This window comes from Miniphocaeibacter sp., from assembly GCF_049276255.1.
GTDB lineage: Bacteria > Bacillota > Clostridia > Tissierellales > Peptoniphilaceae > Miniphocaeibacter.
The window spans coordinates 226,059-238,954 of record NZ_JBASWB010000083.1 but is presented as its reverse complement, the minus strand read 5'-3'; the positions used below and the strand labels follow the sequence as shown (position 1 = coordinate 238,954).

At 26.5% G+C, this 12,896-nt stretch carries 10 protein-coding genes and 1 pseudogene; 8 read left to right on the top strand and 3 right to left on the bottom strand.

The features are described from left to right. The 6 genes from WAO56_RS12765 (at nucleotide 1) to WAO56_RS12740 (ending at nucleotide 5,627) form a co-directional block, all read left to right on the top strand. Nucleotides 1-1,311, top strand: a complete 1,311-nt coding sequence (locus tag WAO56_RS12765) for a sensor histidine kinase (RefSeq protein WP_422144439.1) — start codon at nucleotides 1-3, stop codon at nucleotides 1,309-1,311. Between the two features lie 13 nt (nucleotides 1,312-1,324). Continuing rightward, nucleotides 1,325-1,762 carry a MarR family winged helix-turn-helix transcriptional regulator gene (locus WAO56_RS12760; protein ID WP_422144438.1) on the top strand — a complete coding sequence of 146 codons (438 nt, stop codon included), beginning with the start codon at nucleotides 1,325-1,327 and terminating at the stop codon, nucleotides 1,760-1,762. Between the two features lie 359 nt (nucleotides 1,763-2,121). Further along, nucleotides 2,122-2,319, top strand: a complete 198-nt coding sequence (locus tag WAO56_RS12755; RefSeq protein ID WP_422144437.1) for a hypothetical protein — start codon at nucleotides 2,122-2,124, stop codon at nucleotides 2,317-2,319. Between the two features lie 48 nt (nucleotides 2,320-2,367). Beyond that, nucleotides 2,368-3,867 (top strand): hypothetical protein, encoded by a 1,500-nt coding sequence (locus tag WAO56_RS12750; protein WP_422144436.1) that lies wholly within the window; start codon nucleotides 2,368-2,370, stop codon nucleotides 3,865-3,867. Further along, nucleotides 3,848-4,504 carry an ABC transporter ATP-binding protein gene (locus tag WAO56_RS12745; RefSeq protein ID WP_422144435.1) on the top strand — a complete coding sequence of 219 codons (657 nt, stop codon included), beginning with the start codon at nucleotides 3,848-3,850 and terminating at the stop codon, nucleotides 4,502-4,504. Before WAO56_RS12750 ends, WAO56_RS12745 begins: the two co-directional genes overlap by 20 nt. Continuing rightward, nucleotides 4,497-5,627 carry a hypothetical protein gene (locus WAO56_RS12740; RefSeq protein WP_422144434.1) on the top strand — a complete coding sequence of 377 codons (1,131 nt, stop codon included), beginning with the start codon at nucleotides 4,497-4,499 and terminating at the stop codon, nucleotides 5,625-5,627. The genes WAO56_RS12745 and WAO56_RS12740 overlap by 8 nt, the downstream gene beginning before the upstream one ends. 635 nt (nucleotides 5,628-6,262) lie before the next feature. Here the strand turns inward: WAO56_RS12740 and WAO56_RS12735 are convergent. Together WAO56_RS12735 and WAO56_RS12730 are read right to left on the bottom strand one after the other, a co-directional pair. After that, nucleotides 6,263-8,716 (bottom strand): annotated as a pseudogene (locus tag WAO56_RS12735) (Tn3 family transposase); the annotation flags it as partial. Continuing rightward, entirely contained in the window at nucleotides 8,707-9,273 is a 567-nt protein-coding gene (locus WAO56_RS12730) for a recombinase family protein (RefSeq protein ID WP_422144433.1), read from the bottom strand. The gene WAO56_RS12730 and the pseudogene WAO56_RS12735, both read right to left, overlap by 10 nt. A 335-nt stretch (nucleotides 9,274-9,608) precedes the next feature. Between WAO56_RS12730 and WAO56_RS12725 the strand changes: the two genes are divergently transcribed. Further along, nucleotides 9,609-10,067 carry a hypothetical protein gene (locus WAO56_RS12725; protein WP_422146382.1) on the top strand — a complete coding sequence of 153 codons (459 nt, stop codon included), beginning with the start codon at nucleotides 9,609-9,611 and terminating at the stop codon, nucleotides 10,065-10,067. Nucleotides 10,068-10,453: 386 nt separating this feature from the next. On the opposite strand, the gene WAO56_RS12720 is transcribed toward WAO56_RS12725, so the two are convergent. Beyond that, a complete protein-coding gene (locus tag WAO56_RS12720; protein ID WP_422144431.1) occupies nucleotides 10,454-11,608 on the bottom strand; it encodes an aldo/keto reductase in 1,155 nt (384 codons plus the stop codon). Nucleotides 11,609-11,766: 158 nt separating this feature from the next. Here WAO56_RS12720 and gcvT point away from each other — a divergent pair, with 158 nt between their 5' ends. Next, on the top strand, nucleotides 11,767-12,855 hold the full coding sequence (gene gcvT / locus WAO56_RS12715; protein ID WP_422144430.1) for a glycine cleavage system aminomethyltransferase GcvT: 1,089 nt from the start codon (nucleotides 11,767-11,769) through the stop codon (nucleotides 12,853-12,855). The last annotated feature ends 41 nt before the right edge of the window (nucleotides 12,856-12,896 follow it).

The window sequence follows — 12,896 nt, the reverse complement described above, 5'->3', positions numbered from 1 at the left end:
ATGGAAAAAATTAAAATAATTGGGAAAAAAATACTAGGAATTTTGAAAAAAATTGCTTTATGGTTAAAAAGAATATTTGATAGTATTGATGGATACATTGAAGACCAAATTTTTTATCTGGTACTTTTTTTTGGAATCCAATATCTACTATTAAATATTCTTACAGAAATACTAACAAAGGGAATTTTAAATATAGATGGAATATTTAAAATATATGTAGTAGTCCTTTTAGTATATAAATTGTATAAAACAATAAAGAAATATGGTATACATAGTTTTTTAACTATAGATTTTATACTTGGATTTAGATTTAAGTATTTTATGGTTTATTTAGAATGCCTAGTTATAGAAATATTTTTAATAATAGCTTTTTTCTATATTAGGGCAGATAATGAAGAATTATTGGGTATATATTCCATGGCAATAATCATTCAAAAAATATCAGCATCAGTAATGGAAAACTATTTAGGTAAGGTATTGCTAAATAGGAAAATTGAAGCCTTAAATGAAGGGAAAAATATAGATGTTAGTATAGTAGAAGACACATATTCTGAATCTATTTACTTAATAGACCATCTTTATGACTCAATGAAAAAATCCTTAGATGCTAAATATAAAAGTGAGCGATTAAAAACGGATTTAATAACCAATATTTCCCATGATTTAAAAACTCCTCTAACTTCTATAATAAATTATGTCGATATAGTAAAAAATACAGACAATGAAGAAGAAAGAAAAAAATATATAGACATATTGGACTTTAATGCAAAAAGATTAAAATCCATGGTAATAGATTTAATAGATGCATCAAAAACAGGAACTGGCAATATAGATTTAAATTATGAAATTATTGAACTTAATGAATTGATTTTACAAGTGTATGGTCAATTTGATGCAAGGTTTGAAGAGAAGAATTTAGAATTTGACTATGATAGTTTTAGTGATAATATCTTCATTAATGTTGATGGAGATCAATTAAGCAGGGTGTTTGAAAATCTAATAGGAAATGCTGTTAATTACTCAAGGGAAAATTCGAAAATAATAGTTAGAATATCTGTAAGTGATAATCATTTAGTAATTTCTTTAAGTAATGAAACAGAAGAAAAGATTGAAGTTAAGTCTGAAGATTTACTGGAACAATTTGTAAGAGGTGAAAAATCCAGAAGTTCAGAAGGAAGTGGTTTAGGTTTATATATTTCCAAGAACATTATTGAGTTGATGAAGGGAAAATTAAATATAAAAATAGAAGATAATAAATTTATAGTTTTAATTTCATTTAAAATTAAAACCAATAAGAAAAAAGTGAAATAGAAAGGGGAATTACTTGGAAAAACATGGTGATGCTCTTTCATTAAGATTATTTATAGACTTATACAGAGCTAATACAACTTTACAGAGAAAACTAAGTAACAATCTTAGTAGCTCGGGGATTACTCTTAGTCAATTTGCTGTATTAGAAGCATTATATAATAAAGGTAATTTATGTGTAGGGGATATAAAGGATACTATTCTTACTACTAACGGTAATATTACTGTTGTTATAGCAAATTTGGAAAAAGAAGGTTATATAATTAGGGAAAGAGATAAAGATGATGGAAGAAAATTTATTATTATTATTACTGAAAAAGGAAAAAAATTAGTAGAAAAATTATTTCCTAATCAAAAATCTACAATAATTGATACCTTTAAACATATAGATGATGAATTGAAAGAGAAGATGACAAGGGAATTAAACAAAATTTGGTACAAAGAAAAGCCATAGTTTTATGGCTTTTCTTTAATAAAATAGGGATGTTAGTTACAGAATGGAGATACTATTAGTTGGCAAGAAGGTATTTATTAATGGGCCATTTTTCAGTTGACAAATACATATGGGAAAATAGAATACATTTTGAGCTCCTTGTCTATAAGTAAGTAAAAAATAAAAAGTAGTAGAAAATAGTTTAATAAAAACGAATTAACAATACGAAAAAACGATCTTTAATGAGTGGTCTTAGTAGATATAATAATGATATTTATAGTGTGTGTTACCTTGTGAATAAAATTTGACTACTAACCTCCTATTTAATATAATTTATACAATAGATATATATCTATTGTATAAATTATATTAAATAGGAGGTGGGTGGATCTGTTTCTTGGAATGGATTGGGAGTTTCAGGTTCAGGATCTAGTACAGGAAGTTCTCATAGTGGGTATGGAACGGTAAATGCATCAGGAAGAGTGTATGGAAATGGATTAGCCTTGTATGTAGGAATGAACTCAACATCATCGATAACAATAGGAAGTTCCTACTATTCAAATTCATGCAAAATATAAATAAATCAGAAACAATGTTTCTGATTTATTTATATTTTGGAGGTCTAAATGAACAGAGAGAAAAAAACAATAAATAAAGTAATATTAACATTTTTTTCAACATTAATATTGATATTAATATTGATTTTAATATTTCGGGGAAATACTACACAGGATATAAAAAGAAATAATACAAAGTTAAACATTGAAAATTTTTCTGAAACAATAAAATCTTATATTAATTTAGATGAATCTGCATTTGATTTGTCAATTTATTCTTTTGATGAAAGTGTAAGTGAAGTTAGTACTTATGCTTTGGCTTATGCTACAAAAAATGAAAATATAAAATTAAATGCTAAATCTAATATAGATAATTATAATTTAATTAGTTATTATGAAACTATTTTATATAAAAAAAACTATATTGATTTAAGTAAATTTGATGAGAAATATAGTGAGCGAGATTTTGCTATGGCATATTATGCCTTAAATAATATTAATGATAAAGAAAATATAGTTAGATTGAAAAATATTTATTTGGATTTAATTGGAGATATTCAAACATATAATGAAACCGAAGAGTATAAAAAAATAAATTCTTTGTTATTAAAAAAAGAAGAAAGTCAGGAAAATTTAGAGAGTAGTATAGAATCACTTTCTAAATATGTTAAGAATGAAATAACAACACTAAAAGATATTTTTGATCTTCATGCATCAGTACTATATTTAGATTTAACAGGGTATTTTAATAATAAAAATAATATGGAAAAAGACATGAGTGAAGTTGTGGATCTTTTTATTGTAAAATTTAAAAATGATTTAGAAAATACAAGTAATCAAAGATTTATATTGTCAGAAAATGAGATTATAGTAGGAATTTATTCGGATATCATTAGTATTATTAATTCAAAAAGTAATTTACAGAATATAAATTGTATTTTTTGGGAAGAATTATTAAAAAATGATAAAGTCATATTTGAACCAATACAGCATTCTTTGGAAAGTCCTAGAAATTTTGCATATTTTCTTATAGCATTATCATATACAGATATAGAGCTTAATAATAATCAAATAAATAACTTACACTTAATATTCGAAGATCTTATGAATAATAAAAATAATACAACAAATACAAATAAAGTTTATTTTAAACAAATAGCAGATATTTTGAAAATTGATATTAATATAGATGCAAAAGATAACGAGGCAGTTAATGAAAACACATATTTTCTTGAGAAAGATCCTGTTGTGAATCTATTAATTGAATACTCTATATCAGAGAAGGAATTATCCAAAGAAGATTTGGAATTAATAAAGTCTATTATTTTGGAAGATTATATTACCCATAGTGATTTTTTAATTATTTGTAATTTATACTTTGAAATTGCCAATGATAATAGAATTATAGAGAAAAGAAATTCGGAATTTATAAAACGGTATATAAATAATCATACTAATCTTTATGGATTTACAACTAGCTCTGGAAATTATGATTTAGAAACGTCAGTAATATATTTGAATATATTTAATATATTAGATAAAGAGGGTGATGGATATAAACTACGATAGCATAGAATTAAAAAATATAAGCGTTGAATTAAATTCCAATATTATCATAAAAGATTTTTCATTTATTGCTAAAGAAAAAGAAATCACAGTAATATCTGGTAAAAGTGGTAGTGGAAAAACAACAGTTTTAAACACTCTTAATTTACTTTATAAGCCTATTGAAGGAGAATATTTTTTCAAAGGAAAAATAATAGACTATAATGACGATGTCATGATTAATAACTATAGAAAATTTGATATTGGTTATTTTCATCAAGAAACAATTTTCATAGAAAGGCTTACATTAATAGAAAACATAAATTTAGTTTCTTTAATACGAAATCAAAAAATTGATACTTTCAAATTGAAAGAGTATTCTTCTGAATTAGGGATAGAAAACTTAATAAATAAAAATATATCACTTATGTCTGGAGGAGAAAGACAAAGAAGTTCTTTATTGATTATGTTACTTTTTGATTATAATGTCATCTTGTTGGATGAGCCAACTAATAATTTGGATGAGGAAAATATAAATATTACTGCGAAAACTCTCCTTAATTTGAAAGATAAAAATACAATTGTTATAGTTGTGTCACATTCCAGAGAGATGAATGAAATTGCAGATAAGATATATTTAATGGAGCATATAAGTGGATAAAAATTTATTTAAATTAATAGAAAATAAAAATAGAAAAGAAATTACTAGAATTTTAGCTTTCATTGTTTTATCGATTATAGTTTTTAATGTACTAGTATTTGCAATATATGATACTAGCAAATCTATGGATAGAAATATATTAAATAATGAAACTTTGTCTTTGATATCCTTAAATGGATATAATAAGGAAGGACAAGAATATCCATATGATACAAGTCAAATTGAAAATATAGAAAACATATCTTTTGTAAACAAAACTCAACCTATTTTTTTAGAACTTTCAGATGATGAAGATTTATCTAAAAATTATAATTTAATAATACAATGTATAGATTCTAAATATAGTAATTATGTGAACATAAATAATATGAAAGATAATATTATTTATGTGCCTAATAACAGCGAAATTACAGCTTCTGAGTTAGTTACTAAAATCAACTCAAAAGATTTTATATTGAAGGTTGTTAAAAGTAAATCTCAGCCACCATTGATTTATTATAATGATGCTTTTGTATCTATAAATACATATAATAAAATCAGACAGGAATTGGGAGAAGATTTTTTTAAATATGTTCAAACGGAATATCTTATAGGAGTCAATAAACCTGAGAATGTTTATGATGTAGTTCGTGTTATGGAAAGTTTGTACAAAGATGATGATACTCAGATACTTTATCAAGCTAGTGGTTTAGAAGGTTTATTTAAAGAAACAAAGACTATGATATATGTCTTAATATCAATAATAATAATATTTATAATTTTTATGGCTATAATAATAAATTATTTAAGCAAATTGATTATTAAAAGTAATATTAGGGATATGATGGTTTTATATTTAAATGGGTTTTCTAGGGAAGATATTTATATAGAATTCAAAGAAATGTTAAATAAAAAGGCACGAATTCCAATAATTATAAGTGTAATACTTTCCTTAATTTTTAATGTTCTTATACTTCAAATGCAAAATCCCGGAAATACCATTGATTTAAATAATATATTATGGTTAATTATTATAGATATAATTATGGCATTGGTTATATTATTGTCTTTTAATTTATCTATGAAACGCATTATCAAAGTTAAAACTAATCAAAATAATATTTCTCAATTATTAAGAAACTAATTTTAAAACTAAAAATCTTATTGAAAATTATCTAACTGAAGTAACATAGGTAAGTGGTAATAAATAAAAAAGCACCGGATATTGAAATTTATTATTCAATAAAATCAATAGAGGTGCTTTTTTATTAAAAAAATAATACATAGCTAAAGAAATGGATTATGACAAAAATTCAACACGCCAATTATCAAATAATATTCATATGAGAAAGAACCTAAAGGTTTTAAATTAAATGTAATAATATCGGGAAAAATAGTTGGAATGAGAAACAGAGTGTAAGTTAAACACAAAAGTTTTATCTAATAGAGTTTAAAGGTTAAATGTATATACTTATCAAAAATAATAGAAGTTGCTTTTATCAAGGGAAGATTAAAATAGATATTTAGTATAAAGCATTATTATTTTGTTATAAAAATTAGAAGTGTTAAAAATGCTAATTGATTTAAAGATGAGATAGATGTGCAAAAGATAATAGGGGTTAAAGATCTTTATAAAGTGTATAAAATGGGAGACGAATTAATATATGCTTTAAGAAAGATAAACTTAGAAATATATAAAAACGAAACGATTTCATTACTTGGGGTACCTAGCGCGAGATGGATATTTGTACCGTTAAGAAACAAATAACCTCTATTTTTAGCGCTTTGCAGCTGTCTTCTTATATCTCTTTCCATAAATTTTCCACGTTGTCCAAAGAATAATTCTCTAGCTAATGCATTATTAGCTTCACCTTTATTTAATCCGTTATTTATTTTTCTTCGAAGAGATTCATCTGTCATATAAGAAATCATAAATATACTTTTTTCTATACGGCCTATTTCTCTTAAATCTATAGCTATTTTGTTCTTTCTAGCATAAGATCCTAGTTTGCCTAAAATAAGAGAGCTAGATACCTTTCCTGTTTGTATAGAATATGCTATTCTTTTCATCTCTTCATAATTTTCTTCTATTATTTTAGTGTTTATTTTTCCACCTACCATATCTGCTAAATTAGTATATTCAGAAGGATGTTTTATAGAAAATAGTCTTGATTTTTTTATATTTCTAATACGTGGTTCAAATTTAAATCCTAGCAAGTAACTCATCCCAAACACTTGATCAGTATATCCGTTTGTATCAGTAAAATGCTCCTCAATTTCTAAATCAGTTTCATGATATAAAAGACCATCTAATGTATGTGTAGCATCCCTTGTGTTTGTTGCAACAACTTCAATACGATGTGCTGTATTTCTATCGTTAACAGCTCTAATCATGGTAGCACCTTTTTCTAGACTCCTGTAATGAGGATTTATATCTGATTCTATAGAGGATACTCCTACGGGAACACGCATGCCATCTGAAGAACTAGTTTTCTCCTTACCCCAAAAATTAGCAATTGGAAATTTTAATTGATAGTTTACTAGAGTAGATTGTGCCATTTTTTCAAGTCCTATATTCATGCCTATTCCAAGTAATGTAGCAAATACTATTTGTTTTTCATCTTCATTAGGAGGCTTATTAGTTGAATCATGTGTAAATTCTTGAGAGAAGTTAGTCCAACTATCTACTTCAATCAATAAATCACTTAGTTTGATTTTAGGAATTAGTGAATATATTTGCTTCCTATATATTTCAGCTTCTTTAGGTGTAGATTTTTCAAGTCTTCCAATAGTCGTATTGTTTAGAGACAATTGATGTTTGGCGTAAAAATTCAAATAATTATCTAAAATGGATTCTCTACTTTTTATGTATTCATCATAATTTTTGGGAATAGTCAAAGAACCATAACAATCATTGCTATTTATTAGATAATCATCTATATTTCTATGTGTTAAACTCCCCTCTACTGAAATATTACCTGAACGAATACCGTTTTTTAATTCTGTAAATGCTACTAGTTCAAAAAAAGACCTATCTATTTTATCAGCTTCTGGTCTAACAAGCCCTTCCCATTTCTTACTAACAAAATCCGTTGAAACATCAGCTAATAATTTTCTTTTTCCTTTATTATTTAACTCTTGTAGAACATTTAGTGCATCAAGAGTGGGTTGAGAGGAAATTGTTGATTTAAAAGTCAGCACATTTAATAACATAGGTGTGTATTTTCTAATAATTGAAACATAATTATATAGCTTTGTATTTGCTAATCTTCCCTTTTCTTTTAATTTTTCCTGAGAATCGTGAATTCCTTTTCGCTTTATAGAAGCAATAATTCTATCATTTATTTCTACTAGTTGATCTATTAGATATTGATGGTGGTTAACTAGAAATGCAATTAAAATAGAAAATTTTTTATTAAATTTGAATCTAGAAAAATCATATGCATCATAATTTTCTCCAAGTCTAGCTAGCTGTAAAAATATATTACGATGAATTTTGGAAACATCTACGACTTCAAGTCCTAGTGAATTAATGACTTCCACTTTCTTGCATATTTCTAAAAAACTATCTGGCGTAGCTTTGCCAGGGATATCTTTTAACCAGGCTAATTTAGTCTTTTTAAAATCTTCGGAAAATATCAATAATTGTTCCAACTGAAATATCTGTTTATCTGTTATTCTTTTTAGCAATGTTTCAAATATGAGTTTTTCTGCACTTTCACGACAATTTCCAATGGTATCTTCCAATGTTGAAATAGATGGAAATATAACTTTGTTAAACACTAAGTATTCTAAGGTTTTTTTCATAAGAAAAGTGGAATCATCATTAGTTAAAGCTAAATTGTACAAATATTCTTTTAGTTTTTCTTTGGTGTTTAGGTCACTAAATCGCTTGTATTTAAATATCTCTAATATCTCATTAAAATGTATAGCTCTAGTCTTACGGTTATTATATTCAAATATATTTATAGGCGCAATCTTCAGTTGACTACTAATAAAATTAAGTAATCTGTTAGCATTATTATTCCAGTTACTTAAAGAACAACCAGGATATCTAGCTAAACATAATTGTAAAGCGAATCCAAATCTATTAATATCTCCTCTATCTTGTTTTATAATATCTATATCATATTCTGAAAAACTAAAGTAAGCCTGAAAATCTTCTTCTGATAAATGATCTGTAGATAAAAGCTGATCTCGCTGAGATTTTGTTAAAATAGTTTTTAAGGGCATATTTTAGTTTCTCTTTTATTGATATATCTGTATAATGTTGATTTGCTAATTTTAGCAGCTTCTAGAATTTGTGGTATAGTGTATTCTTTACTATCATACATTTTCAAAGCCATATTAATAGTTGAGGAATTCTTCTTTGGTCTACCGCCAAGTCTTCCTCTTGCCCTAGCTGCTTTTAGTCCTGCATTAGTTCGTTCTATTATAATATCTCTTTCAAGTTCAGCTAAACTGGCCATAACTCTAAAGAAGAACTTTCCCATTGATGTAGAGGTATCTAGATTGTCCTGAAGGGATACAAAATTTACTCCTAGCTCTTCGAATTTTTCCGAAAGTTCTATTAAATGTTTTGTAGATCTAGAAATTCTATCTAATTTATAAATAACAACTGAATCACCTTTTCTTAACAGTTTTTCCATTTCTTTTAATTCTGGTCTTTCTTTGTTAGCTCCAGTTACTTTTTCTTTAAATATTCTATCTACTTCATATTTTTCTAAAGCATCTATTTGTAGATTTAGGTTCTGATCTTCTGTACTTACCCTTGCATATCCAAATATCATAAATACCTCCATGATTTTTATTTTAATAGTATCATAACTTAATTCCTTACACAAAAAAGAAACTATGATATTTGTACGAGTTTAAGCACCATGAAAGCATAAAAATAGGACCTTTTAGTTAATTGCTAAAAAGTCCTATAATCGTCCGTTTTTGATACTGTTATTTTTATATTTTATCATACATGTTTTTTATGAAAATCTTTCCAATATTTCCTTAACGGTACAAATACCCCTCTCGCGCTCGGTACCCCTATAGTGAAATTAAGGCTCTAGCAAGTGGTAATCCTCTTGTAAAAGAAAAGCTAGACTTAGATACTGAAATTAATAAGTTATCTATGATAAAGGCTGAATATATCAAGGATAGAAATGCTTTGCAGGAAAAAGCTGTTCGAACATTGCCTAACATGATAACAGGACTTAAAAATCATATAGACGATTTAAAAACAGATGTGGAATATACTAAATTAAATCCTGATGATGATTTTAAAATGACTATTAACGGAGTAGATTATGATGATAAAAAGCTTGTAGTTGAAAAATTAAGCGAGGTTATAAGTCTAAGGAACATTAAGGGTAAAACACCTATTGAGGTAGGAAAATATCGAGGTTTTAGGCTGTCTATATCATATAGCTATGAGATGTATCAATTTTCGGCTCACTTAGTTAATAAATGTGAGTACGAAGTGCAGTTAGGTAATGATATGTATGGTAATTTAACCAGGATAAATAATAAGATAAATTCTATTCCAGAAGAACTGGAGAGATATACTAACAACTTAATTTCTAAAGAATGAGAGTTAAAGTCTGCTGAAGAATTATTAAAAGAAGATTTTCCACAGGAAATACTTTTACAGGAAAAGGTCAAGCGACTAGAAGAAGTTAATAAAATTTTATCTTCAGATAAAGAATTAGATAATAGAATAAAGGATAAAAAGAAAGAAAAATCAAAAGGGATATATTTATAGGGTTGTATGATTATAGAATCGATTTCTAGAAAATTATACTGTAGAAAAAGTATAGGTAAGCTATTTGGGACTGATTCATTTAAAAGAGACTTAAATAAAAAAACAAGCTTAAAACAAAGGTCTCTGAAACAATTTATGTATAAAGCGACAAAAAAGAACTGAATTTACAGAAAAGAGTTTGTACAACCAATTATCTTGTTATAGAAAAATCTAATTTACAGAAAAGATTCCACACAGCCAATAAAATAATCATTTGCTTCTTTTAAAGTGTCTATAACATTTAAACTTTGTGGACAAATTGATTCACATTGCCTACATTCTACACAAAGGGATGCGTCCTTATTTTCTTCAACTAAGGAAATATATTCTTTTTTGTATCTATCTTTTTTATCATAGATTATTGCATTATTATATTTTGAGAAAATAGATGGAATTTGAACTCCTTCAGGACAAGGAAGACAATATTCACAAGCAGTACAGGCTATTTTTGTCTTACTATTAAAAAATTCCTTAACCTTATTAATAGTTTCCAATTCTTTTAAATCTAAGGAGTTAGGTTCTGATTTACTTGCAATTTCAATATTTTCTTTTACTTGATCCAAGTTTGACATTCCACTTAAAGCTAAGGAAACTTCATTAAAATTATAAACCCATTTCAAAGCCCATTGTGCCATTGAATATTCTTTATCTAAATTTTTAAAATAATCTTTAACTTCCTTTGGCCCATTGGCAAGAAAACCACCTTTAACAGGCTCCATAACTACAACTGACAAACCCTTACTTTTTGCATAGCGTAAACCCTCAACTCCAGCTTGGTAATTTTCATCCATATAATTTAGTTGGATTTGACAAAAGTCCCAGCTATAAGAATCTACAACTTCTTTAAATAATTCAAGATTATCATGGAAGGAAAAACCTACATACTTCATTCTTCCACTTTTACGCTCTTTATCGAAAAAATCGAAAATATTATTTTCAACCATTTTTCTATAGGAATTTTCTCCTAAAGAATGGGCTAAGTAAAAATCAATATATTTGGTTTGTAATTTTTCTAATTGTTCTTCAAAAATATTTTCATAATCACTATATTCCTTACAAAGCCATAAGGGCATTTTAGTAGCCAAGTACAATTTATCCCTGCCTAGCTTTTTTATGGCTTCTCCCATAAAAACTTCACTTTGACCATCATGGTAGGTATAGGCTGTGTCAAAATAATTTATACCGGAATCAAAAGCGTATTTAAGCATTTCAAAGCTTTTTTCCTTATTAATACTTCCGTTGTCATTTGAATCATACAATGGAAATCTCATACAACCAAAGCCTAATATAGATATATTAATATTTTCATTAATAAATTTTCTGTATTTCACTTTAAACATCTCCTTTATAACTTTATTAAATTATAACATTAAATAAGAAAAAGGGAGATAAGGTTTTCATATTGTAAAATTAATCGTTTTAATTTATAATAAGTTAGAAGGGTAGTTTCGTTTTTTATCAAATATTTACTATTCTAAGGAGGAATTAAATGAGTGCAAAGAAAACACCGTTATATGATCGTCATATAGCAGCAGGTGGAAATGTAGTAGATTATGCAGGTTGGATGTTACCTGTAGATTATGTAGGACTTAAAGAAGAGCATAAGGCAGTAAGAGAAAATGTTGGTTTATTTGATGTTTCTCACATGGGAGAATTTGATGTTAAGGGTAAGGAAGCATTAAAATTCTTAAACTATGTTTGCTCTAATGATTTTTCAAAAGCAGCAGATGGACAAATTGTATATACAATGCTATGTAATGAAAATGGTGGTATTATAGATGATTTACTAGTATATAAGTATAACAATGAACATTTCTTAATGGTTCCTAATGCAGCAAATACTGAAAAGGATTACAATCATTTAATAAAATACGTTAAGGATTATGATGTAGAATTTAACAACTTATCTGACAACGTAGGAGAAGTAGCAATTCAAGGTCCAAATTCACAAAAAGTACTTCAAAAATTAGTAGATTTTGATTTAGACCAAATAAAATATTATCATTTTGTAGATGATATTGATTACAAAGGGTATAAATTATTAATATCTAGAACAGGTTATACTGGTGAAGATGGATTTGAAGTTTATACAAGTCCAGAAGGAATACAACAAGTTTGGGATGACTTACTTGAAATTGGTAAGGAATTCGAATTACAATTATGTGGACTTGGCTGTAGAGATACTTTAAGATTTGAAGCTTCAATGCCATTATACGGCAATGAAATGGGAGATGATATTTCTCCATTAGAAGCAGGATTAAAATTTGCTGTTAAATTTGATAAAGATGATTTTATTGGCAAAGCAGCTTTAGAAAAAGAATTAGCTGAAGGACCAAAGAGAAAAATTATTGGACTTGAAATGGAAGATAAAAGAATTCCAAGACATGGATATGAAATTCAAAAGGATGGAAAAACTATTGGTGTAATTACAACAGGTTATTTATCTCCAACTTTGAATAGACGTCTAGCAAATGTTTTAATTGATATTGACGAAGCAGTAATTGGAAACGAAGTAGATGTAATTATAAGAAATAAAGTTTCCAAAGCTAAAATTATTAGCAAAAAATTCATGAAATAATTAATTATTATTAAAAATTAAAAATAAATTTTAGGAGGATT